The organism is Neisseria subflava, from assembly GCF_003044645.1.
GTDB classification, from domain to species: domain Bacteria; phylum Pseudomonadota; class Gammaproteobacteria; order Burkholderiales; family Neisseriaceae; genus Neisseria; species Neisseria subflava_B.
In genome coordinates this window covers 115,600-139,896 of the sequence record NZ_POXL01000006.1, presented here as the reverse complement: position 1 = coordinate 139,896, position 24,297 = coordinate 115,600, and the positions used below count along the sequence as shown (strand labels likewise).

The 24,297-nt window shown below is 49.6% G+C and carries 22 protein-coding genes; 9 read left to right on the top strand and 13 right to left on the bottom strand.

The features are described from left to right. Window positions 1-35: 35 nt before the first annotated feature. From rep to DBY97_RS08070, 4 genes are all read right to left on the bottom strand, one after another. Window positions 36-2,036, bottom strand: coding sequence for a DNA helicase Rep (gene rep, locus DBY97_RS08085; protein WP_107858016.1), 2,001 nt, complete (start codon window positions 2,034-2,036; stop codon window positions 36-38). A 90-nt stretch (window positions 2,037-2,126) separates the two neighbouring features. Further along, window positions 2,127-3,062, bottom strand: a complete 936-nt coding sequence (locus tag DBY97_RS08080) for a dihydroorotate oxidase (protein WP_107858015.1) — start codon at window positions 3,060-3,062, stop codon at window positions 2,127-2,129. 204 nt (window positions 3,063-3,266) lie between these two features. Next, window positions 3,267-4,448: an aspartate aminotransferase family protein gene (locus DBY97_RS08075; protein ID WP_107858014.1), complete on the bottom strand. Its 1,182-nt coding sequence runs from the start codon at window positions 4,446-4,448 to the stop codon at window positions 3,267-3,269. A 112-nt stretch (window positions 4,449-4,560) separates the two neighbouring features. Next, on the bottom strand, window positions 4,561-5,505 hold the full coding sequence (locus DBY97_RS08070) for a class I SAM-dependent methyltransferase (protein ID WP_107858013.1): 945 nt from the start codon (window positions 5,503-5,505) through the stop codon (window positions 4,561-4,563). A gap of 336 nt (window positions 5,506-5,841) precedes the next feature. On the opposite strand from DBY97_RS08070, the gene DBY97_RS08065 reads away from it, so the two are divergent. Then, window positions 5,842-7,251 (top strand): DEAD/DEAH box helicase, encoded by a 1,410-nt coding sequence (locus DBY97_RS08065; RefSeq protein WP_107858012.1) that lies wholly within the window; start codon window positions 5,842-5,844, stop codon window positions 7,249-7,251. A 128-nt stretch (window positions 7,252-7,379) separates the two neighbouring features. Here the strand turns inward: DBY97_RS08065 and leuB are convergent, their stop codons facing one another. From leuB to leuC, 7 genes are all read right to left on the bottom strand, one after another. After that, window positions 7,380-8,450: a 3-isopropylmalate dehydrogenase gene (gene leuB / locus DBY97_RS08060; protein ID WP_107858011.1), complete on the bottom strand. Its 1,071-nt coding sequence runs from the start codon at window positions 8,448-8,450 to the stop codon at window positions 7,380-7,382. Between the two features lie 66 nt (window positions 8,451-8,516). Continuing rightward, window positions 8,517-9,380 carry a DUF1444 family protein gene (locus tag DBY97_RS08055; RefSeq protein ID WP_107858010.1) on the bottom strand — a complete coding sequence of 288 codons (864 nt, stop codon included), beginning with the start codon at window positions 9,378-9,380 and terminating at the stop codon, window positions 8,517-8,519. 38 nt (window positions 9,381-9,418) lie between these two features. After that, complete coding sequence (locus DBY97_RS08050; RefSeq protein WP_107858009.1) at window positions 9,419-9,880, bottom strand: YhcH/YjgK/YiaL family protein; 462 nt, start codon at window positions 9,878-9,880, stop codon at window positions 9,419-9,421. A gap of 64 nt (window positions 9,881-9,944) precedes the next feature. Next, window positions 9,945-10,586 carry a 3-isopropylmalate dehydratase small subunit gene (gene leuD / locus DBY97_RS08045; RefSeq protein ID WP_107858008.1) on the bottom strand — a complete coding sequence of 214 codons (642 nt, stop codon included), beginning with the start codon at window positions 10,584-10,586 and terminating at the stop codon, window positions 9,945-9,947. 48 nt (window positions 10,587-10,634) lie between these two features. Further along, entirely contained in the window at window positions 10,635-11,000 is a 366-nt protein-coding gene (locus DBY97_RS08040; RefSeq protein WP_107858007.1) for a VOC family protein, read from the bottom strand. Window positions 11,001-11,103: 103 nt separating this feature from the next. Further along, the gene (locus tag DBY97_RS08035) at window positions 11,104-11,358 is read right to left on the bottom strand and encodes a hypothetical protein (protein ID WP_049335219.1); all 255 of its coding nucleotides are present in this window, start codon (window positions 11,356-11,358) and stop codon (window positions 11,104-11,106) included. Window positions 11,359-11,482: 124 nt separating this feature from the next. Continuing rightward, on the bottom strand, window positions 11,483-12,892 hold the full coding sequence (gene leuC / locus DBY97_RS08030) for a 3-isopropylmalate dehydratase large subunit (protein WP_107858006.1): 1,410 nt from the start codon (window positions 12,890-12,892) through the stop codon (window positions 11,483-11,485). Between the two features lie 264 nt (window positions 12,893-13,156). Here leuC and gshA point away from each other — a divergent pair, with 264 nt between their 5' ends. From gshA to DBY97_RS07995, 7 genes are all read left to right on the top strand, one after another. After that, window positions 13,157-14,515 carry a glutamate--cysteine ligase gene (gshA, locus tag DBY97_RS08025; RefSeq protein ID WP_107858005.1) on the top strand — a complete coding sequence of 453 codons (1,359 nt, stop codon included), beginning with the start codon at window positions 13,157-13,159 and terminating at the stop codon, window positions 14,513-14,515. Window positions 14,516-14,617: 102 nt separating this feature from the next. After that, window positions 14,618-15,688, top strand: coding sequence for a magnesium/cobalt transporter CorA (gene corA, locus DBY97_RS08020; protein WP_107858004.1), 1,071 nt, complete (start codon window positions 14,618-14,620; stop codon window positions 15,686-15,688). A 114-nt stretch (window positions 15,689-15,802) separates the two neighbouring features. Next, entirely contained in the window at window positions 15,803-16,285 is a 483-nt protein-coding gene (locus DBY97_RS08015; protein WP_003686444.1) for an acyl-CoA thioesterase, read from the top strand. Between the two features lie 127 nt (window positions 16,286-16,412). Next, entirely contained in the window at window positions 16,413-19,184 is a 2,772-nt protein-coding gene (gene gyrA, locus DBY97_RS08010; RefSeq protein WP_107858003.1) for a DNA gyrase subunit A, read from the top strand. A 64-nt stretch (window positions 19,185-19,248) separates the two neighbouring features. Then, window positions 19,249-21,090, top strand: coding sequence for an excinuclease ABC subunit UvrC (uvrC, locus tag DBY97_RS08005; RefSeq protein ID WP_107858002.1), 1,842 nt, complete (start codon window positions 19,249-19,251; stop codon window positions 21,088-21,090). A gap of 26 nt (window positions 21,091-21,116) precedes the next feature. Then, window positions 21,117-21,866: a type I 3-dehydroquinate dehydratase gene (gene aroD, locus DBY97_RS08000; RefSeq protein ID WP_107858001.1), complete on the top strand. Its 750-nt coding sequence runs from the start codon at window positions 21,117-21,119 to the stop codon at window positions 21,864-21,866. A gap of 134 nt (window positions 21,867-22,000) precedes the next feature. Further along, window positions 22,001-22,570: an acetate uptake transporter gene (locus DBY97_RS07995; RefSeq protein WP_107858000.1), complete on the top strand. Its 570-nt coding sequence runs from the start codon at window positions 22,001-22,003 to the stop codon at window positions 22,568-22,570. 77 nt (window positions 22,571-22,647) lie between these two features. Here DBY97_RS07995 and yfaE read toward each other — a convergent pair whose 3' ends face one another. Beyond that, window positions 22,648-22,947 carry a class I ribonucleotide reductase maintenance protein YfaE gene (gene yfaE, locus DBY97_RS07990; RefSeq protein WP_003686421.1) on the bottom strand — a complete coding sequence of 100 codons (300 nt, stop codon included), beginning with the start codon at window positions 22,945-22,947 and terminating at the stop codon, window positions 22,648-22,650. Between yfaE and DBY97_RS11580 the strand changes: the two genes are divergently transcribed. After that, on the top strand, window positions 22,948-23,073 hold the full coding sequence (locus DBY97_RS11580) for a hypothetical protein (RefSeq protein ID WP_283120755.1): 126 nt from the start codon (window positions 22,948-22,950) through the stop codon (window positions 23,071-23,073). It begins immediately after the preceding gene. Here DBY97_RS11580 and nrdB read toward each other — a convergent pair. Continuing rightward, window positions 23,053-24,186: a class Ia ribonucleoside-diphosphate reductase subunit beta gene (nrdB, locus tag DBY97_RS07985; RefSeq protein WP_107857999.1), complete on the bottom strand. Its 1,134-nt coding sequence runs from the start codon at window positions 24,184-24,186 to the stop codon at window positions 23,053-23,055. The genes DBY97_RS11580 and nrdB overlap by 21 nt on opposite strands. Window positions 24,187-24,297: the final 111 nt, after the last annotated feature.

The window sequence follows — 24,297 nt, the reverse complement described above, 5'->3', positions numbered from 1 at the left end:
GGCCGTCTGAAACCTTACTTTCAGACGACCTTGCTTTATCCTTTTCTTTTGTTTCCCAACATGTCCAGCAATCCTGCTAGATTGCTTTTTCCTTCTTCCTTACTCACAATCGGCTCGCCGCCTTTGCGGCCTAGGATTTTGATGTCTTCCTGCGGCATTTCATCTATGAAACGGCTCGGCTCGGGGAATTGCCATGTGCCTTGCTTTTTACGTTTGAGGCAGTGGGTCAGTATAAGCTGGCGTTTGGCGCGGGTGATGCCGACGTACATCAGGCGGCGTTCTTCTTCGACATTGTCTTCTTCGATGCTGTCGTTGTGTGGCAAGATGCCTTCTTCGCAACCGACAATGAAAACGTAGGGGTATTCCAAACCTTTGGAAGCGTGCAGGGTGGAAAGTTTGACGGCATCGATTTCTTCTTCGCTTTTACCCTCCAAAAGCGTCATCAGGGCGATGGTTTGGGCAAGCTCGATGATGTTTTTGCCGTCCTGCTCGCCTTTGCGTTCCAGCCAGCCGGTCAGGTCGGTAACGTTGCGCCATTTGATTTCGCCTGCTTTGCCTTCTTCGTTGGCCAACAGGTGGTTTTCGTAGTCGATTTCTTTCAGCAGGTTATGAATAAGCTCGCCTGCTTCGCTGGTTTCGGCTTTGGCGCGGTAGCTTTCAATCATATCCATGAAGGCTTGCAGGTGTTGGTGGTTGGTATGGTTCAATAGGGCAAGCGCTTCTTCGGTTTGCGCGGCTTCATATAGGCTGCATTCGTGTTCGTGCGCGTAGGTGTTGAGCTTGCCCAGTGTGACGTCGCCGATGCCGCGTTTGGGCGTGGTGACGGCGCGCAGGAAGGCGGGATCGTCGTTGGGATTGGCAAGCAGGCGCAAATAGGACAACACGTCTTTGATTTCGGCTTTGTCGAAAAAGCTTTGTCCGCCGGAGAGTTGGTAGGGAACGCGTGCGCTGCGCAAGGCTTCTTCAAAAATCCGTGCCTGATGGTTGCCGCGGTATAACACGGCGAAATCGGCGTATTGGGTTTTGTCGCCGCCGACCAGCTTTTGCTTGACGATTTGGCTGACAACCCAGTCGGCTTCGTGCTGCTCGCTTTGGCAGGCAACGACTTTGACGATTTCGCCTTCGCCGAACTGCGACCAAAGTTTTTTGGTAAAGAGTTTGGGGTTGTTTTCAATAACTTTGTTGGCGATTTTGAGAATGCGTGCGGTGGAGCGGTAGTTTTGCTCCAGTTTGATGACTTTCATCTGCGGATAGTCTTCCTGCATTTTGCGCAGGTTTTCCATGTTTGCGCCGCGCCATGCGTAGATGGACTGGTCGTCGTCGCCGACGGCGGTAAACATGCCTTCCGTGCCGGTCAGAAGCTTCATCAGCGTAAATTGGCAGGTGTTGGTGTCTTGACATTCGTCAACCAGCAGATAACGCAGCCGCCGCTGCCATTTGTTGCGCACTTCGCTGTTTTGCTGCAACAGCACGGCGGGCAGGCGGATTAAGTCGTCGAAGTCCACCGCCTGATAGCTTTGCAGGGTTTCCTGATAGCTGGCATAGACACGCGCTGTTTGCTGTTCCCACACATTGGAGGCCGTCTGAACGGCAACTTCAGGCGTTTTTAAATCGTTTTTCCACAGGGAAATCTGGTGCTGCGCTTTGAATATGGCTTCTTTGCCCGTGCCGCCCAAAAGTTCGCCGATGATTTTCGCGCTGTCGGTGGAATCGAGGATGGAGAAGTTTTTTTTGTAACCGATATGGTTCGCCTCTTCGCGCAGAATCTTCATGCCCAAAGAGTGGAAGGTACAAATTGTCAGCCCGCGCATTTGCGATTTGGGCAGCATTTTGGCAACGCGTTCCTGCATTTCCGTAGCGGCTTTGTTGGTAAAGGTAATCGCGGCGACGGTATGCGGCAGATAGCCGACGTTGACAATCAAATGCTTTATTTTTTGCGTAATCACGCCGGTTTTACCGCTGCCTGCACCGGCAAGGACGAGCAGGGGGCCGCCAAGATATTGGACTGCGGCTTGCTGTTGGGGGTTGAGTTTCATTGAAGAGGGAAGACGGGTAATGTGGGGAACAATTATACAACAAGGCCGTCTGAAATTTTCAGACGGCCTTGGGCGTTTTTAGCGTAAACCTTATGCCAGATATTTCAATTTGCCTTTGAAGTCTTCCAGTTTTTCGTAGCCTTTTTGCGCCATGATGGCTTTTAATTCAAGGGAAACCCGTTCAAAAATACCTACGCCTTGCTGGTGTAGCGCCGTGCCGATCTGCACCATGCTTGCGCCGCACAAGATATGTTCAAACGCATCCCGGCCGCTGTAAACGCCGCCCGTTCCAATGATTTGGATAGACGGATCCAGTCTTTGATAGAACGCGTGGACATTGGCAAGCGCAGTTGGTTTGATGTATTGGCCGCCTATGCCGCCGAAGCCGTTTTTCGGGCGGATAACAACGGATTCGTCTTCGATATACATGCCGTTGCCGATAGAGTTGACACAGTTGACGAATTTTAAGGGATGGCGGTTGAACACTTCTGCCGCTTGATCGAAATGGACGATATCGAAATATGGCGGTAATTTGATGCCTAAAGGTTTATCGAAGTAGCTGAAGGCTTCGCTCAAAATCCGCTCGGTGGTTTCAAAATCATAGGCGATTTGCGGCTTGCCGGGGACGTTTGGGCAGGAAAGATTGAGTTCGGTAATGCCGTTGAATCCACTGTTTTGCACCTTTTCCAGCAGGATATGTGTTTCGCCGGGCGACAGACCGACCAGTGATAGGAAAAATGTCCGTTCCGGCTGAGACTCTTGAAGGGTAAGCAGGTAATCCAGATAGTAATCAATGCCTTGATTCGGCAAACCCATCGAATTGATGCTGCCGAGAGGCACGTCCCGATAACGCGGTTCGGGGTTGCCTTGACGAGGGGTAAGCGTAGCAGTTTTGGTAATGAAAGTGCCTGCCGAAGACTGTCTGACCGCTTCCAATTCCTCAACAGTCATGCACGACACACCAGCCGCATTCATCAGGCAGTTGTCAAAAGAAAAACCGGCGATTTGTGTTTTCAACGATACCATCTCCTGCTCCTTTTCTTCGTAAAATCAAATTGTTTGCCAAGCGTAGCACGAAGAGGCGGCACGATTTTTAACAAACATCAAATGACAGGGAATGTAGGCGGATGTTGTTTTCAATATTGAAAAAAGGCCGTCTGAAAAACTCAAACGGTCTTTCAGACGGCCTTCGCTAAGCTGTCGGCGGATTTGGCTATTGGGTTTTAAAAATCAGGCTAACCAATCGCTCAAAGCCGCTTCAAAACGTTTCAAGCCTTCGGCCATATCTTCATCGTTCAGCAGCAGGCTGGGGGCGAAGCGCACCACATTGGCGCCGGCAACCAGTACCATCAGGCCGTGTTTCAAAGCAGCGGCGGTAATTTCCGATGCCTTGCCTGCGTATTTGTCTGCCAACACGCAGCCGAGCAGCAGGCCCATGCCGCGGACTTCTTTAAATACGCCGGTTTTTACGCCTATTTCACGCAAGGCCGTCTGAAGTTTTTGGCCTTGTTGCTCAACGTGTGCCAATGTTTCGGGCGCATTGATGATGTCAAACGCACGGCTGCCGACCGCACACGCCATCGGATTGCCGCCAAAGGTCGAGCCATGCGTTCCGGGGCCGAAGGTTGGGGCGATTTTATCGGTGGTCAGTATCGCGCCAATCGGGAAACCGCAACCCAAGGCTTTGGCAGAGCTGAGAATATCGGGTGTCACGCCGTAATGCTCGTAGGCAAACAGTTTGCCTGTATGGCCCATGCCGGTTTGCACTTCGTCCAAAATCAGCAAGGCGCCGTGTTTGTCGCACAAACGGCGCGCGGCTTGCAGATATTCTTGAGTGGCAGGCAGGATGCCGCTTTCGCCTTGAATCGGCTCGATAATCACGGCGCAGGTTTTGTCGCCGACGGCGGCTTCCAATGCGGCAATATCATTAAATGGAACATGGGTAATATCTGACGGCAGCGGCGCGTAGTCTTTGCTGTATTTGGGCTGGCCGCCGACGGATACGGTAAACAGGGTGCGGCCGTGGAAGCTGTTGAGGCAGGAGATGATTTCGGTTTTGTGTTCGCCAAAATGATCGCGGCCGTATTTGCGCGCCAGTTTCAGCGCGGCTTCATTGGCTTCCGCGCCGGAATTGCAGAAAAACACTTTATCGGCAAAGGTGTTTTCGACCAGTTTTTTGGCTAATTCTTGTGCCGGTTGGGTGGTGTAGATATTAGAAATGTGCCAGAGTTTTTGCGACTGCTCGGCCAAGGCTGCGACTAAATCGGGATGGCAATGGCCTAGCGCGTTCACAGCAATACCGCCTGACAAGTCAATGTATTCTCGTCCTTCGGTATCCCAAACCCGGCTGCCGAGCGCGCGTTCCGGAATCATGGGGGCGAATGAGAAATTGGGCGTCAGGTAGTTTTGCATGTTCTTTTCCTTTTGATATTGTCAACAATCTCTTGAATTATGCGCCTATTGGTTGAGAGATTCAATATGGCAATCAGGCCGTCTGAAAACTGGTTTTCAGACGGCCTGATGCTTATTTATGCTTGATTTCCCAGCATTGATGGATTTTTTTGTTGCGGAAATCGTCGGGAACGGACTGTTTGGAAATGTCTTTGACCGCATATTGTTCCGATACCGAATCGTCCAACACAAAGCTGCGCAGGTTGTTGGAGAAATACAGAATGCCGTCTGAAGCGAGCAGGCTCATTGCGCCGTCAATTAGTTTTTTATGGTCGCGCTGGATGTCGAGGATGTCGAGCATCTTTTTGCTGTTGGAAAAGCTGGGCGGATCCATGACGATCAGGTCGAATTTTTTGCCTTCGTCTGCGGCATTTTGCAGGTATTGGAACACATCGGCGCGGACGATTTTGTGTTGTTCAGGGTCGATGCCGTTGAGTTCGAAATTGCGTTTTGCCCACTCGAGATAAGTGTTGGATAAATCGACGGTTTCGCTGGATACCGCGCCGCCGGTTGCGGCATAGACGGTGAAGCTGCCTGTGTAGGAAAACAGGTTGAGGAAGCGTTTGCCCGCTGCGGTTTCGCCGACTTTTTTGCGCGTGTTGCGGTGGTCGAGGAAAAGGCCGGTATCGAGGTATTTGTCGAGGTTGACCCAAAACTTGCGGCCGTTTTCAGTGATGACGAAATCGTCGCCGGTTTTGCCGGTTTTCTCGTATTGCTGCAAACCTTTTTGACGTTCGCGGCGTTTGAGGTGGATTTGTTCGGGCGCAAAACCGGTAACGAAAGCGACGGCTTCCAATACTTCGGCAAGCCATGCTTCGTATTCTTCGGGCTGCATCAGCCAGCCAGTATCGTATTCCTGAAGGTGGATTTGGTCGCAGTAAACATCGACGGCAAAGGGAAATTGGGGAATATCGCGGTCGTAAATGCGCCAGGCTTCGATATTGCTGCGTTTGGCCCATTTCATAAGATGTTTGATGTTTTTGCCCAAGCGGTTGGCAAAGGGGGTAATGTCGGTCATGGTTTCAGACGGCCTGAATAAGTATTGGGAAGGGGTTGGATTTTAACGCACTTGATGCCTTTTTGCTTGACTGTTATCCATAAAATCTATATTATCCGCCGTTCGCCTTTTGATACGAAGCCATCGTCATCCAACCTAAACCGCCGTTTCGGGTGCGTTTCTTTTATTGCTTGCATATTTGCAAAGCCTTTTCTGTGCAGGTTGTCGTCGATGTTAACCACAAGCAAGATGCTTGCGACAACCCTGTAACTTCACATTTTCCGTATCGTTACTTTCCTTTGCTTCAGGTCGTCTGAAATTGTTCAGGCGTGCGCGTTGTTGTCTCTTAGGATAGATATGTCTATTAAATTTGCCGATTTGAACCTTGATAAAAACATTTTGTCTGCCGTACGCAGCGAGGGTTATGAAAGCCCAACCCCGATTCAGGCGCAAGCGATTCCGTTTGCTTTGGACGGCCGCGACATTATGGCTTCGGCACAAACCGGTTCAGGCAAAACCGCAGCCTTCCTGCTGCCGACTTTGCAAAAACTGACCAAGCGCAGCGAAAAACCGGGCAAAGGCCCGCGCGCTTTGGTCTTGACCCCGACCCGCGAATTGGCGGCTCAAGTGGAAAAAAATGCACTGGCGTATGCTAAAAATATGCGTTGGTTCCGTACTGTCAGCATTGTCGGCGGCGCATCTTTCGGCTACCAAACCCGTGCTTTGAGCAAACCGGTTGACCTGATTGTCGCCACTCCGGGCCGTCTGATGGACTTGATGCAAAGTGGTAAAGTTGATTTTGAACGTTTGGAAGTTCTGATTCTGGACGAAGCCGACCGTATGCTGGACATGGGCTTTATCGACGACATCGAAACCATCGTGGAAGCAACGCCGAGCGACCGTCAGACTTTGTTGTTCTCCGCCACTTGGGACGGCGCGGTGGGCAAACTGGCGCGCAAACTGACCAAAGACCCTGAAGTCGTCGAAGTCGAGCGCGTGGACGATCAAGGCAAAATCGAAGAGCAGCTGTTGTACTGCGACGATATGCGCCATAAAAACCGCCTGCTCGACCACATCTTGCGCGATGCCAACATCGACCAATGCGTGATTTTCACGTCCACCAAAGCCATGACCGAAGTCATCGCGGATGAATTGTACGAAAAAGGTTTTGCCGCCAACTGCCTGCACGGCGATATGCCGCAAGGCTGGCGTAACCGCACGCTGATGGACTTGCGTAAAGGCCGCTGCAAAATTTTGGTTGCCACCGATGTTGCAGCACGCGGTATCGATGTACCAACCATTACCCACGTTATCAACTACGACTTGCCGAAACAGGCTGAAGACTACGTTCACCGCATCGGCCGTACCGGTCGCGCTGGTCGTACCGGTATTGCGATTACTTTTGCTGAAGTGAACGAATACGTCAAAGTACACAAAATCGAAAAATACATCGGCCGTAAATTGCCTGAGCTGACCATCGAAGGCATGGAGCCGACACGTAAACGCAAATCTGCCGGTGGCAAACCGAAAGGCAAAGGCGGTTGGGGCGATCGTAAATCCGGCGGCTGGCGCGGCGATAAGAAACCGGCTAAAGAAGGTTTCGGCGGTAAAGCTCGTGGCGAAGGCCATAAAAAAGACGGTTTCAAGAAAGATGGCTTTAAGAAAGATGGTTTCAAAAAAGCTGACGGTTTCAAAAAAGGCGGCGAAGGCTTTAAAGGCAAGCGCAAGTCTAACGACAGCTTTGGCGGCAAACACAAAAGAGGTTGATTACTTCAATCTGAAGGCCGTCTGAAAAAGACATAAGGGCGTGTGAAAACACGCCCTTTTTTATGGTTTCGAGTTTTTGTATAGAAAAAAGCGCGGGATTGATCCCACGCTTTTTTTCAGACGGCCTCTTACAAAGAGGCCAATACGGCATCGCCCATTTCGGAGCAGGAAACCAGTTTGGTACCTTCTTCATAAATGTCGCCGGTACGCAAGCCTTGTTGCAGTACTTTTTGTACGGCGTTTTCAACTTGTTGCGCGCGTGCTTCGTCATTCAGGCTATAACGCAGCAGCATGGCAAGAGACAATACGGTTGCCAGCGGATTGGCTTTGTTTTGACCGGCAATGTCGGGAGCGGAGCCGTGAGACGGTTCGTACAGGCCTTTGCCGTTTTCGTCCAAAGAAGCAGAAGGCAGCATACCGATGGAACCGGTCAGCATAGAGGCTTCGTCAGAGAGAATATCGCCGAAGATGTTGCCGGTGGCAATCACGTCAAATTGTTTGGGCGCGCGTACCAACTGCATGGCGGCATTGTCCACGTACATATGGGAAAGCTCGACGTCAGGATATTCTTTGCCGATTTCTTCAAAGATTTCGCGCCATAGTTCGGTGGTTTCCAAAACGTTGGCTTTGCCTACGGAGCAGACTTTTTTGCTGCGTTTTTGGGCGGATTGGAAGGCAACGTGGGCAATACGGCGGATTTCGCTTTCACTGTATTTCATGGTGTTGTAGCCTTCGCGTTCGCCGTTTTCTAACACACGGATGCCGCGCGGTTCGCCGAAGTAAATATCGCCGGTCAGTTCGCGTACGATAAGGATGTCGAGGCCGGCTACGATTTCCGGTTTCAGAGTGGAAGCATTGGCCAGCTCTTTATACAAAATGGCAGGGCGCAGGTTGGCAAACAGATTCAAGTCTTTACGGATGGCCAACAAGCCGCGTTCAGGGCGCAGCGGACGGTCGAGATTGTCGTATTGAGGAGAACCGACTGCACCAAGCAGAACCGCATCGGCTTTACGGCAAAGGTTTTGCGTGAATTCTGGATAAGGATGGCCGTATTCGTCATAGGCTTCGCCGCCCAAAGGTGCGTATTCGTAGCTGACATCCAAACCTTGTTCGATAAGTTTGTCGAGTACACGGACGGTTTCTGCAACGATTTCAGGGCCGATGCCGTCGCCGCGCAAGATAGCGATATGTTTGGTCATTTCGGGTTTCCTTATGGGAAGGTTTTAGGTAAAGGGCAGGTCGTCTGTTTTTCAGACGGCCTTAAATCAATTTGCTCTGAAAACGCTGATTGTACCATTATGGTACTGGTAAAGCTGGGTAGAAATCGCGTAGGCAGAGTCTTCAAATGCCTGCAGGGCGATATTTGCCATTGCCTGCAAAGCCTCTTCATCGGACGGGCTGCAAACGAGCAGAGCGTTGCGTGCCGGGACTGCAAAAACAGGATTGGCCGGCAGCATAAGATCGTCTTTAAGTACTTCGTCCAAAAGCAAAATCAGGGAAGTATCATAGTCGTTGTCCAAATGGATTTGGGTCAATGACCAACCTTCGGCATGATGAATTTGGACATGTCCATTCATCCGTTGGCGCAAATTATCCATGGCGGTACGATACAAGGCGTCCTCATCTTCAATACCGGCCTCTTTCATATGCTCACGATTGAGCGTATGCATGGATTCTTCCGTATCCACCATATAAAGCAACATGATATCGCCGGCAATCGGTTTGTATACCAGGTAATCAGCAGGTTCGGCTTCGTCCGTATTTGTAATCAGTTTGGCGTTTTCCAGATAAATCGTATTTTTAATTGTCGGAAGAATTTGTTGTGCTGAAACACTGGCATCAGCGTCCTGAATCTTATCGATAACCGCTAAATTGGTAGCAACAATAGCCTCCAAAGCCTCGGGATTTTGCAGATAACTTGTGTAATGGTTGCTCAAATATGTGCTGAACGATGCTTCATCGTCTTCGGGAAACTGGACGATGATAGGCGAAGAAGCAATATTTTCGCCCCAGTCGATTTTCGCCTCAAGATCCAATTCTTCTTGGATGCGATGGGCAAAGTATTCGACAAATTCCTGCCAAGTCATTAATTTAGGTTTAGAGCGGAACAACCTGCTGAAAAAAGACATATTGTGTCCTGAATGAGGGGATAAGGCCGTCTGAAATATTATAGACGTTCGGTTTCAACACGGATTTTAAAAACGACTTTGCGTATGTTCGCCCTGTCGCCGACCAATGGGGCATGCGCATCATTCGGGAAAAATAGCGCAAATTCGCCGGGCTCCAAGGTTAACCAGGTTTCCGGCTCGCAGTCGAAAAACTCGATATCGCGCTTTTCGTCGTAGCCTAAACCGTTTTTCAGACGGCCTCTGTCTATCCAGCCATACGTTTCGCTGCCATCAATCGGCGTTTGAATATCAATATGTTTTAAGTGTGCTTCAGGCTGAGCTTCGCCTTTAGTCCTCATCGGCTCACTGCCGATAAAAATACGGATATTGGGATTCTCGCATGGCACTTGGCCGTCCGGCAGCTTGGCAAAATCTATGGTCTGCAACAGATGGAAGGCTTCGGCAAAGTCGGGATGTAAGGCAGCGTAGCGGGTGGCATTGCTTATAGTGTCGGTAATCATAATATATTTGTGTAGATTAAAGGCCGTCTGAAACACTTAAATTTTTCAGACGGCCTTTTGTATGTCAACCGTTAAACAGCCAAGGCTGGCTTTGGCGGCGTTTTTCTTCAAAGGCGTGAATTTCGTCGGCGTGTTGCAGGGTCAGGCCGATTTCGTCTAAGCCGTTTAAGAGGCAGTGTTTGCGGTGTTCGGTAATGTCGAATGTGAATGTTTCGCCGCTTGGTGTGGTCAGGGTTTGTTCGGCAAGGTCGATGGAGAGCTGATAGCCTTCATTGGCTTCAACTTCTTTGAAAAGCTGGTCAACCTGTTCTTCTGTCAAAACGATAGGCAAAAGGCCGTTTTTGTAGCAGTTGTTGAAGAAGATGTCGGCGAAGCTGGGGGAGATGACGGCGCGGAAGCCGTAGTCGTCCAATGCCCAAGGGGCGTGTTCGCGTGAAGAGCCGCAACCGAAGTTTTTACGCGTCAACAGGATTTGTGCACCTTGATAGCGTGGCTGGTTCAGGGAGAAATCCGGATTCAACGGGCGTTTGCTGTTGTCCATGCCCGGTTCGCCGTGGTCGAGGTAACGCCATTCATCAAAGGCATTAGGGCCGAAGCCGCTGCGTTTGATGGATTTCAGAAATTGTTTGGGGATGATGGCGTCGGTATCGACGTTGCTGCGGTCGAGCGGGGCGACGATGGCGGTAATTTTGGTAAAGGCTTTCATGTCAGATTCTTATAGTAATAATGGGAAATTATTTTATGGCTATTCGGGTTAGCGTGTGCTGTGCAAACCGATTCGGTTGCCTTCTGTGTCTTCGATAAATGCTGCAAAGCCGTTGGCAATGCGGAATTTCTCTTGTAACAGTTTGCCGCCTGCTGCAACGGCTTTTTCTGCTGTTTCGGCACAATCCGGGCAATTGAAGAAAATGGTTGTACCACCGTAGCCGGGCTGGGCGTTGCTGTCATGCCAAATCATGCCGGCCGTACCGTGTTGGGTGTAATCGGCTGGGAAAATGATGAAACAGAATCCGTTGCCGCCAACGTCTTGCAGGGGCTTACCGAATACGGATTCGTAAAAGGCTTTGGCGCGATCCAAATCATGAGCATGAATACCAAACCAGCTTGACGGATTACTCATTGTTTCTTCCTTTGCTTGGACTCGTGAAAATGTCTGAACAATTAATAAGATATCAGGCCGTCTGAAACGGAGTCAGGAGCTTCAGACGGCCTGATTTACCGAATTATTCGGTAGCAGCTTCGATTTTTTCTCCAACATGGCTCATGCCGCGGCCTACTGCATTGCCGCCTTTTTTAACGGCTTCGCCGGTTTTGTCGGCAACGTGTTCTGCGGTTTCTTTGGTTTTATCGGCTACGCGCTCGGCAGTTTCTTTGGTTTTGTCCCAATTGCGGTTGGTATCGTCTTTTGCGCCGGACCAAGTGCTGGAACAAGCTGACAGAATGAGGGCTGCGGCAGCCAATGCAAACAGTTTTTTCATACTAGATTCCTTTCAAGTTATCAATGATTAAGAAGGTTTTCGGACGTTTTGCGCAATAGGAAAATTTACTTGGGCAAGGTATTGTTTCAGACGGCTTGATCAATAAAGGCCGTCTGAAAATACTTTAAGCCATAGTGCGGATATCGGTAAAGTGGCCGGTAACCGCGGCTGCAGCTGCCATGGCAGGGCTGACGAGGTGGGTGCGTCCGCCGTTGCCTTGACGGCCTTCAAAGTTACGGTTGGAAGTAGAGGCACAACGTTGTCCCGGGGTTAGGCGGTCGGCATTCATTGCGAGGCACATAGAGCAGCCCGGCTCGCGCCATTCAAAACCGGCTTCGATAAATACTTCGTGCAAGCCTTCTTTTTCTGCCTGCTCTTTAACCAAACCGGAGCCTGGAACAATCAACACGCGTTGTACATTGTCCGCTTTTTTGCGGCCTTTGGCGATAGCGGCGGCTTCGCGCAAGTCTTCAATACGGCTGTTGGTGCAAGAACCGATAAAGACGATATCGACAGGGATTTCGTTTAATGGCGTACCGGCTTCCAAGCCCATGTATTCAAGGGCGCGTTCCATGCCGCTGCGTTTGACCGGATCGGTTTCTTCAGCAGGATTAGGCACTTTGCCGCTGATGTCTAAAACCATTTCAGGCGAGGTGCCCCAAGTTACTTGAGGTTCGATGTCTTCGGCTTTGAAGTGGTATTCTTTATCAAATACGGCACCTTCGTCAGACACCAGCGTGCGCCAGTATTCGACGGCTTTGTCCCATGCTTCACCTTTAGGTGCGAAAGGTTTGCCTTTTACATAGTCGATGGTGGTTTGGTCGACGGCAACCATGCCTGAGCGCGCACCGGCTTCGATCGCCATATTACACAGAGTCATGCGGCCTTCCATAGAAAGGCTGCGGATGGCTTCGCCACCAAACTCGATAGCATAGCCCGTACCGCCTGCCGTGCCGATTTGGCCGATGATATAAAGCGCTACGTCTTTAGCGGTAACACCGGGTTTCAGACGGCCTTCAACGGCAATCAGCATGGATTTGGATTTTTTCGCGGTAATACATTGGGTCGCCATGGTGTGTTCGACTTCGGAAGTGCCGATACCGTGCGCCAATGCGCCGAATGCGCCGTGGGTAGAAGTGTGCGAGTCGCCGCAGACAACGGTCATGCCGGGCAGGGTAGCGCCTTGTTCCGGACCCATAACGTGTACAATGCCTTGACCTTTATCCATAAACGGAAAGTAGGCGAGTGCGCCAAACTCTTTAATGTTTTTGTCCAAAGTATCGACTTGCAGTTTGGAAATCGGGTCTTGGATGCCTTTGTCCCAGTCGCCGGTCGGGGTGTTGTGGTCGGCTGTGGAGACCACGCTGTCGATACGCCAGAGTTTGCGGCCGGCTATTTTCAAGCCTTCAAATGCTTGCGGGCTGGTTACTTCATGAACCAGGTGGCGGTCGATGTAAAGCAGGACAGTGCCGTCTTCTTCTTCGCGGACGACGTGGCTGTTCCAAAGTTTATCGTAAAGGGTTTGTGCGCTCATGATGAGTATTCTTTGCTATTGGTAGGTATGAATGATGGTTTGCGTTTATGGGCGGATTTTAGGCTTTTTATAGGGGCTACGCAATAGGAATTTGTCCAATTTTTAAAATTTGTTGCAAAGTTTCAAAAATACTTGTCAAAAATTAGACAAATTGTAGAATTGTTGACAAAAAGATTCATCTTATCTGAAAGAATGCTTGTCGAAATGCACTAAAAAGTTCTATCATTCTCACTCAACATCCACACTTACCAAGAGGTATAGAGAATGAAATTACCGGTAATGGCTCCTGAGCATCTGACTCAATTACGGGAATTTGAGAAAAAAGTCCTTGCCAATCATGCCAAAATCGAAGCATGGTTCCGTTCGCATTGGAACGAACACCGTCCGCCATTTTATGGTTCGGTTGACATCCGTAATGCCGGTTACAAAATTTCATCTATCGATATGAACCTGTTTCCAGGCGGCTTCAACAATTTGAATCCCAACTTTATCCCGCTGGCGGCGGTTGCCGCGCAGGATGCGGTACAGCGCGCCTGTGAAACGGCCAAATCCGTATTGATTATTCCTGAAAACCACACACGCAACACATTCTATCTGCAAAACGTTTACGCACTCAGCGAGATTTTGCGTTCGGCAGGGTATGAAGTCCGTTTGGGCAGCCTGAATCCGGAAGTTGCCGAGCCGACCGAGTTTGAAACCGCGTTGGGCGATAAAATCTTGCTGGAACCTTTATTGCGTACCCGCGAGCGAGTCCACCTTGCCAACGGGTTTTCGCCTTGCGTTGTTTTGTTGAATAACGACTTGTCCGCCGGCGTTCCCGATATTCTCAAAGGCATCAGCCAAACCGTATTGCCTCCGTTGCACGGCGGTTGGACGACGCGCCGCAAAACAGAACATTTCAGTGCATACAACCAAGTTGCCGCCGAATTTGCCAAGCTGATTGACATCGACGAATGGCAAATCAATCCTTATTTTGAAAAAATCAGCGGTTTGGATTTCCAAGAGCGCGAAGGCGAGGACGCATTGGCAGGCGCGGTAGAGCGCGTATTGGCGAAAATTCAAGCCAAATACGATGAATTGGGTATTACCGACCAACCTTTCGTGATTGTCAAAGCCGACGCAGGCACTTACGGCATGGGCGTGATGAGTATTAAATCCGCCGATGAAGTGCGCGGCTTGAACCGTAAAAACCGCAATAAAATGGCGAAAGTCAAAGAAGGTTTGGAAGTCAGCGAAGTCATTGTCCAAGAAGGTATTTATACCTACGAAACCATGGACGGCGCCGTGTGCGAACCCGTTGTGTATATGATGGACCGTTTCGTCATCGGCGGTTTCTTCCGTGTACACGAAGGCCGTGGCGCGGACGAAAACCTCAATGCCGGCGGCATGGGATTCGTCCCGCTGTCCAACAGCATCCCCACCGGCAGCGGCGACAATTCCCAAGAAGCCCCCGAAGCCTGCAAACGCGTATTTGAACAATGGGATTCGCTCGGTATGCCGCGCTCCGAAAAAGATTGCGATGTCGACAACGAACACAACCGCCTCTACGTTTACGGCGTAATGGCGCGCCTGTCCTTGCTTGCCGCTGCATTGGAGTTGGAGAAAACCGCACCTCAAGCCTAATAAAACGTGGATCAATATTGTCAGGCCGTCTGAAAATTAGTTTTCAGACGGCCTTTTCTGTCTGTACAATTCATTCTAACTAAAAAAACATGATTTATTTTTATGAGCAAACCAGCCAATCCTGTTGAGACAATCGACACTCTGCAAGATCAAACCATGCAGCGCAGCAATACCGATAATGCGCCGCGTTCTGCTATCCATCAAACCTTGTATTCCGCCGATACCTTTGCTCAGCATGATTATCTTGCCGGAAAAAACTTGCCCGATATTGCCCGCCCGCAAGAAGGTCAAATCAACTGGCTGCATTTTGTCGGTATCAATGATGCTGCTTTGCTCAAACACGCGCTTGAGCCTTACGGCATCCATGAGCTGGTGATTGAAGATATTCTCAGCCGCAAACAGCGTCCGAAAATCGAAGACTACGGCAGCTATGTTTTTACTGCCGCACAGGTTTACCACTATACCTCCACGGGCAAGCTCCATTCCGACCAAGTGTATGTGATTATCGGCAAAGATTTTGTGTTGTCTTTCCAACAAAAACCGTTGGGCTTGTTCAGCCATCTCCGCCGGCAGATGCACGAAAATCCGCACAATATTTTGAACAAAAATACGGCGTTTCTTGCTTATTGCCTGCTTGACCGCATCGTGGATGACTATTTTATCGTCCTAGAAGAGTACAACAACCGCGTCGAAGTCATAGACAAATCCTTGTTTAAAAACGAAAACAGCGATATTCTCGGCAAAATCCACCGACTCAAGCGCGATGCCGTTCGTCTACGGCGCACGCTTTTGCCATTGCGCGACGTGTTCTACCAACTGGCCGTACGCGGCGATTTTGCTATTTTCAAAGGCGAATCAACCGTTTATCTGCGCGACGTGTACGACCACAATATGCAGCTTATCGAATCGCTTGATGCCTCGCGTGATATGGTGTTGAGCATGATGGACATTTATCTTTCCTTCCAATCCAACCGCATGAACCAGCAAATGCGCGTGTTGACGGTTATTACCATCATCTTCATGCCACTGACCGTCATCACCGGCATCTACGGCATGAACTTCGACAATATGCCTGAGCTGCATTGGCATTACGGCTATTTCATGGTTTTGGGTGTGATGCTGTGCATCATTATCGGACTACTGATTTTCTTTTCGCGTAGAAAATGGCTGTAAACAGGTAGGCAAGGGGTTGAAATTCAAAGATTAAAAACGGTAGAATAATTTTGCACACGTGCAGTCTGAAGTTTTCAGACGATTTTAAAATAAATATCAAAAGGAGAATAAACTATGAAACCGGAACGCCAACTACCTTCCCATGAACTGATTATGTCCGAACTGATGATGCCTTATACGGCAAACTTCAGCGGAAATGTTCACGGCGGCGATCTTCTGCGCCTGCTCGACCAAGTAGCATATTCCTGCGCCTGCCGTTACAGCGGTACCTATTGCGTTACTCTGTCTGTTGATAAAGTATTGTTTAAAGAGCCTATTCATGTCGGCGAACTGGTAACCTTTTACGCCAGTATCAACTATACCGGCCGTACTTCTATGGAAGTCGGTATCCGCGTGGAGGCGCAAAACATCCACACAGGCGAAGTGCGTCATACCAACAGCTGCTACTTCACCATGGTTGCCGTTGAAGACGGTAAGCCGGTTCCTGTACCACCTTTGGAAATCAATACACAGCGCCAACGCTGCCGTTATGAAAGGGCTAAAAAGCGTAAAGAGTTGAGTTTGCAGGCTGCGAACGAAGATTCTGGCTGCAACTAAATTAAATTTATTAAATAACGAAGGCCGTCTGAAATCCTGTTTCAGACGGCCTTCACGCAAAAGCCATAAACCGCTTGTTTTGTGGTAGAATCAACAAGATTTTTGCCATACGAAATTACAGATAATCATGACCGACGCAACCATCCGCAACGACCATAAATTTGCACTTGAAACCCTGCCTGTCAGCCTTGAAGACGAAATGCGCAAGAGCTACCTCGATTACGCCATGAGCGTGATTGTGGGACGAGCCCTGCCGGATGTCCGCGACGGTCTCAAGCCGGTACACCGCCGCGTGTTGTACGCGATGCACGAGTTGAAAAACAACTGGAATTCCGCCTATAAAAAATCGGCGCGTATCGTCGGCGACGTTATCGGTAAATATCACCCCCACGGTGATATAGCCGTTTACGACACCATCGTCCGCATGGCGCAAGACTTCTCCATGCGTTATGTACTGATTGACGGTCAGGGCAACTTCGGTTCTGTCGACGGATTGGCCGCAGCAGCCATGCGTTATACCGAAATCCGCATGGAAAAAATTTCCCATGAAATGCTGGCGGATATCGAAGAAGAAACCGTCAATTTCGGTCCCAACTATGACGGCAGCGAACATGAGCCGCTGGTATTGCCGACCCGTTTCCCGGCGTTGTTAGTCAATGGTTCGTCCGGTATTGCCGTCGGTATGGCAACCAATATCCCGCCGCACAATTTGGGCGATACCATCAATGCTTGCCTGCGTTTGTTGGATGAGCCTGAAACTGAAATCGGCGAGCTGATCAACATTATCCAAGCACCCGATTTCCCAACCGGCGCAACTATTTACGGCTTGAGCGGCGTGCGCGAAGGCTATAAAACCGGCCGTGGCCGCGTGGTGATGCGCGGTAAAACCCATATTGAGCCTATCGGTAAAAACGGCGAGCGTGAAGCCATTGTTATCGATGAAATCCCATATCAAGTAAACAAAGCCAAGCTGGTTGAGAAAATCGGCGAGTTGGTACGCGAAAAAACGCTGGAAGGCGTATCCGACCTGCGCGACGAGTCCGATAAATCCGGTATGCGTGTCGTGATCGAATTGAAACGCAATGAAAATGCCGAAGTCGTTTTGAACCAACTCTACAAACTGACCCAGCTGCAAGACAGCTTCGGTATCAACATGGTGGCCTTGGTTGACGGCCAGCCGCGCTTGCTGAACTTGAAACAAATCCTGTCCGAGTTTCTGCGCCACCGTCGCGAAGTCGTTACTCGTCGTACCTTATTTCGCCTGAAAAAAGCGCGTCATGAAGGCCATATTGCCGAAGGTAAAGCAGTTGCCTTGTCCAATATCGACGAAATCATCCGTCTGATTAAAGAATCTGCCAATGCGCCGGAAGCCAAAGAAAAATTGCTGTCCCGCCCATGGCGCAGCAGCTTGGTTGAAGACATGCTCAGCCGTACCGATTTGGACCTGCAAATGATGCGCCCTGAAGGCTTGCCAGAGAATTTGGGGTTGCACAGCCAAGGCTATTATCTGAGCGAATTGCAAGCTGATGCCATTTTGCGCATGAGCCTGCGTAACCTGACCGGCCTCGATCAGGAAGAAATTGTCGGCGAATATAAAAACCTGATGAGTAAAATCATTGATTTCGTGGATATTCTTTCCAAACCTGAGCGCGTTACCCAAATCATCCGCGAAGAATTGGCAGACATCAAAGCCAACTTCGGCGATGAGCGTCGCAGCGAAATCAATCCGTTTGGCGGTGATATTGCCGATGAAGACCTAATTCCGCAACGCGAAATGGTCGTTACCCTGACTCATGGCGGCTACATCAAAACCCAGCCGACAACCGATTATCAGGCGCAGCGTCGCGGCGGCCGCGGCAAACAGGCAGCGGCAACCAAAGACGAAGACTTTATCGAAAGCCTGTTTGTTGCCAATACGCATGATTATTTGATGTGCTTTACCAATTTGGGCAAGTGCCATTGGATTAAAGTGTACAAACTGCCGGAAGGCGGCCGCAACAGCCGTGGTCGTCCGATTAACAACGTTATCCAATTGGAAGAAGGCGAAAAAGTCAGCGCCATCTTGGCCGTCCGCGAGTTCCCGGAAGACCAATACGTTTTCTTCGCCACTGCACAAGGCATGGTGAAAAAAGTCCAGTTGTCTGCGTTTAAAAACGTCCGCAGCCAAGGCATCAAAGCCATCGCGCTTAAAGAAGGCGATTACTTGGTCGGTGCAGCGCAAACCGGCGGTGCGGACGACATTATGTTGTTCTCCAACTTGGGCAAAGCCATCCGCTTTAACGAATATTGGGAAAAATCCGGTAACGATGAAGCAGAAGATGCCGATATTGAAACCGAAAACGAAGATTCAGACGGCCTGGATGATGAAAATGCCGAAAACGCATTGCCAAGCGGCAAACACGGTGTCCGTCCGTCCGGTCGTGGCAGCGGCGGTTTACGCGGTATGCGCCTGCCGGCCGATGGCAAGATTGTCAGCCTGATTACCTTCGCCCCTGAGGCCGAGCAAAGCGATTTGCAAGTATTGACTGCTACCGCCAACGGCTATGGCAAACGCACCCCGATTGCCGATTACAGCCGTAAAAACAAAGGCGGCCAAGGCAATATCGCCATCAATACCGGCGAGCGCAACGGCGATTTGGTTGCCGCGACTTTGGTCAGCGAAACCGACGACCTGATGCTGATTACCAGCGGCGGCGTCCTGATTCGTACCAAAGTTGAGCAAATCCGCGAGACCGGCCGAGCAGCCGCAGGTGTCCGCCTGATTAATCTGGATGAAGGCGAAACCTTGGTCAGCTTGGAGCGCGTGGCCGAAGAGGCTGAAGATGAAGCCCCTTTAGAAACCGATGCAGCTGAAAACCAAGTGGTAGAAACTGAAGATACTCCGTCTCAAGAATCTTAAACGTCAATGAACAAGGCCGTCTGAAAAGTTTTCAGACGGCCTGCTTATTCCAAAAGAAAATCCCGTGAGCGCAACCGAACCGTTCGATTTACCTCTTTTTCTGAAAAATCTGCCTAACCTGCCTGGCGTGTACCGTTTTTTTGACGAAGACAACAATGTTTTGTATGTTGGCAAAGCGGTCAATCTCAAGCGGCGCGTTTCCAGCTATTTCCAAAAAAACGACCATTCGCCGCGCATCGCATTGATGGTAAAACAGGTTCACCATATCGAAACCACCATCACGCGTTCTGAAGCCGAAGCGCTGATTCTCGAAAACAACTTCATCAAAGCCTTGTCGCCGAAATACAATATTCTTTTCCGCGATGACAAAAGCTATCCTTATTTGATGCTCAGCGGCCATCAATATCCGCAAATGGCGTATTACCGCGGCATGCTGAAAAAGCCAAATCAATATTTCGGCCCGTATCCGAACAGCAATGCCGTGCGCGACAGTATTCAAGTGTTGCAAAAAGTCTTTATGCTGCGTACCTGCGAAGACAGTGTATTCGAGCATCGCGACCGTCCTTGTCTGCTTTACCAAATCAAACGCTGCACCGCGCCTTGTGTCGGTTATATCAGCGAAGAAGATTACCGCGACAGCGTACGTGAAGCCGCGACTTTCCTCAATGGCAAAACCGACGAATTGACGCGTACCCTGCAACACAAAATGCAAACCGCCGCCGCCAATCTGCAATTTGAAGAAGCCGCGCGTTACCGCGATCAAATCCAAGCGCTCGGCATCATGCAGAGTAATCAGTTTATCGACAGTAAAAATCCGAACAATCCCAATGATATCGATTTGCTCGCGCTGGCGGTTTCAGACGGTCTGGTTTGCGTACACTGGGTCAGCATACGCGGCGGACGACATGTAGGCGATAAAAGCTTTTTCCCTGACACCAAAAACGATCCCGAGCCAAACGGACAAGATTACGCTGAAGCCTTTGTCGCACAACATTATCTGGGCAAAAGTAAACCCGACATCATCATCAGCAACTTTCCCGTTCCCGATGCGCTGAAAGAGGCCTTGGAAGGCGAACACGGTAAGCAGATGCAATTTGTCACCAAAACCATAGGCGAACGCAAAGTCTGGTTGAAAATGGCGGAGCAAAACGCACAAATGGCGATTGCCCAACGCCGCCTGCAACAAAGCAGCCAGCAACACCGTATTGATGAACTGGCAAAAATCCTCGGCATGGATTCAGATGGCCTCAATCGCCTTGAATGTTTCGATATCAGCCACACGCAAGGCGAGGCCACTATTGCGTCCTGCGTTGTGTACGATGAGCAAAACATCCAGCCTTCGCAATATCGCCGCTACAACATCACGACCGCCAAACCCGGCGACGACTACGCCGCCATGCGCGAAGTGTTGACGCGCCGTTACGGTAAAATGCAGGAAGCCGAAGCCAACGGCGAAAGCGTCAAATGGCCGGATGTCGTGTTGATAGACGGCGGCAAAGGGCAAATCGGCGTAGCCGTATCAGTATGGGAAGAACTCGGGCTGCACATTCCTTTGGTCGGTATCGCCAAAGGCCCTGAGCGCAAAGCCGGTATGGAAGAACTCATACTGCCTTTTACCGGCGAAGTCTTCCGCCTGCCACCCAACAGCCCGGCCTTGCATTTATTGCAAACCGTACGCGATGAATCGCACCGCTTTGCGATTACAGGCCACCGAAAAAAACGCGACAAAGCACGCGTTACTTCATCACTCAGCGAAATCCCCGGTATCGGTAGCAAACGCCGCCAAGCATTGCTTACCCGATTCGGCGGTCTGCGCGGCGTGATTGCTGCCAGTCGCGAGGACTTGGAAAAAGTTGAAGGCATCAGCAAAGCCTTGGCGGAAACCATTTACGAGCATCTGCACTGATTGGCTTGAACAGCAAAAGGAACAATATGAAATCTGTCATCATCAAAAATATCGAGATCGGCAAGGGCCTGCCTAAAATTGCCGTGCCGCTGGTGGCCGCCAATACGCAGGAATTGGAGCAGGCTTTGCGAGTATTGAAAGAGACGGCTTTTGACATTATTGAATTTCGTGCGGATTTTTTTCAAGCTGCGCTTGATGCCGATTTTATTGCCGAGCAATTAGGCATCGCTCGACAGGCTTTTCCTGACAAGCCTTTACTGTTTACGTTTAGAAGGGCGCAAGAGGGCGGCAATACGCCTTGTTCGGACGACTATTATTTTGAATTATTGGAAAAAATTATCCTTTCCAAACAAGCCGATATTATCGACATCGAGCTTTTTGCCGAGGAAAGCGGCATAAAACAAGCCATAGCTTTGGCGCATGAGTATCAAACTGTCGCCTTACTTTGTAATCACGATTTCCAAGCCACGCCGTCTTTGGCAGACATTACAGGCCGTCTGAAAATAATGGCCGAGTGGGGCGCGGATATCTGCAAAATTGCCGTAATGCCGCAATCGCCGCAAGATGTATTGACTTTATTACAGGCAACATATGATGTTTCACAAATTATCGACCGCCCGATTATTACTATGTCTATGGGTAAAACTGGAGCCGTCAGTCGCTTGGCCGGCTCGACTTTCGGCTCGGCCGTTACCTTTGGCGCAGCACAAAAAACGTCGGCCCCCGGCCAAATTGATGCCAACGAATTAAGGAAAATCTTGGCAATTTTGGGATAGTTTAATTATTAATATTAAAGGCCGTCTGAAAAATATTTTTCAGACGGCCTGATTTTTTTAAATTTATTTCTTTTAATTTTAAATAAAATAGGTAACAATGGGTTTCCTATTTTAATAACCAGAGGAGAAATAAAATGACTACTACTAAAGAAAACCTGGCGAACCCAGGTCCAGTAGGCCTGTGTGGCTTTGCATTGACAACTTGGTTGCTCAGTCTGATTAACGGCGGCTTTTTTACTGCTCAAGAGGGTGTCGGCTTAGTTTTGGGTATGGCTCTCGCCTTTGGTGGTATCGCCCAAGTTATTGCCGGTATGTTTGAATTCAAGAAAGGCAATACGTTTGGCTTTACCGCTTTTATCAGCTATGGCGCATTCTGGTGGATATGGGCTTTGTTTACCATCTTTTTCAAAGGTGAAACCGCTCCGGCATTTATCGGCTGGTATCTCTGCGCATGGGGTATGTTTTCTCTGATGATGTTTGTGGCCACCTTGACCAAGCCTAAGGTATTAAGCGGTATTTTCTTTTTCTTGACACTGACTTTCTTTACCCTGGGTATTGGCGATGGCATGGAAAATCATAGCATCGTCCATATCGGCGGTTGCTTAGGCTTGGTAACTGCACTTGGTGCGTTCTACTTGGCAGCGGCAGAGGTCATCAACGAATCTTTCGGCCGTACGGTTTTGCCGGTTGGCGAGCGTAAATAAGGTTGCTTAAACAAAATACCGTCTGAACAGTGGAAATGAAATCAAAGATTTCAGCCACAATGTTCAGACGGCATTTTTTATTTGTCTTCAAATAAATCGACATCAAATAAATCCGGCTCTTTGATGCGCTCCCGACAATCAAGCTTGATGTCTTCAGTAACCCGGCAGCAGCACGGCAAAATTTCTCCGGGCGCGACAAAAGCGAGCGGGAAATTATCATAGGAGACTTTCCCATCCAAGATTTTAACCCGGCATGAACCGCAATAGCCGCTGCGACATTGGTATTCAACCTCGTGTCCGGTGCGCTCCAAGCCCTCCAATAAGGTTTCGCCTTGTTGGAGTTGGAAGGTTTTGTCGTGTGTGCTGATGAGTGCCATATGATTTATTTGGATTGGAAAGGCCGTCTGAAACGGTGTAAAGACGAAATCAAAGATTTCTGCCACACCGTTCAGACGGCCTTGATCATAAAACCGAATGTTCGATTACAGCTCGAAATCGCCTAAATCGTCGGCATTGACTTCCGAATCAATCTGACCAATCAGGTAAGAGGAAATTTCCACTTCCTGCGGCGCAACCTGTACATTGTCAGAAGACAGCCATGCGTTGATCCAAGGAATCGGATTTTGGGTCGCACCTTCAAATCCGGCAGGCAGGCCAACCGCCTGCATACGCAGATTGGTAATGTATTCAACGTATTGAGCCAGAATTTCTTTGTTCAGACCGATCATTGAGCCGTCTTTAAACAAATAGGCCGCCCATTCTTTTTCCTGCTCGGCTGCTTTTTTGAAGAGGTTGAAACACTCGTCCTGCAATTCATTCGCGATTTCAGCCATTTCAGGATCATCGGCACCGGCGCGCATCAGGTTGAGCATATGCTGGGTGCTAGTTAAATGCAGGGCTTCATCACGGGCAATCAGCTTGATGATTTTAGCGTTGCCTTCCATCAATTCGCGCTCGGCAAAGGCGAAAGAGCAGGCGAATGAAACGTAGAAGCGGATGGCTTCCAATACGTTGACGCACATCAGGCAAAGATAGAGTTTTTTCTTCAACTCACGCAAAGACACGGTAACGAGCTTGCCGCCGATATTGTGCGTGCCTTCGCCCAACAGATTGTAATATTGAGTGTATTCAATCAAATCATCGTAATAGCAGGCAATGTCTTCAGCACGGGCGATGATGTATTTGTTTTGCACAATATCATCGAACACGACTGACGGTTCATTCACGATATTGCGGATGATATGAGTGTAGCTGCGCGAGTGGATGGTTTCGCTGAAGCTCCACGTTTCAATCCAAGTTTCCAGCTCGGGAATCGACACCAAAGGCAAGAAAGCAACGTTCGGGCTGCGGCCTTGGATCGAATCGAGCAGGGTTTGGTATTTCAGATTGCTGATGAAAATATGTTTTTCGTGTTCGGGCAGATTGGCGTAGTCGATACGGTCGCGCGACACGTCGATTTCTTCGGGACGCCAGAAGAAAGACAATTGTTTTTCAATCAGTTTTTCAAATACTTCGTATTTCTGCTGGTCATAACGGGCGACATTTACCGGCTGACCAAAAAACATCGGCTCTTTCAGCGCATCGTTTTTGGTTTTGGAAAAGGTGCTGTATGACATGACTAGGTGTTCGCAGGACATGGGTTTTTCTCAGGTTTATTTAAATTTAGGAATTTGGATTTCAGACGACCTTTTAGATTAATCAAGGATCGTCTAAAAAACTAGCATAGA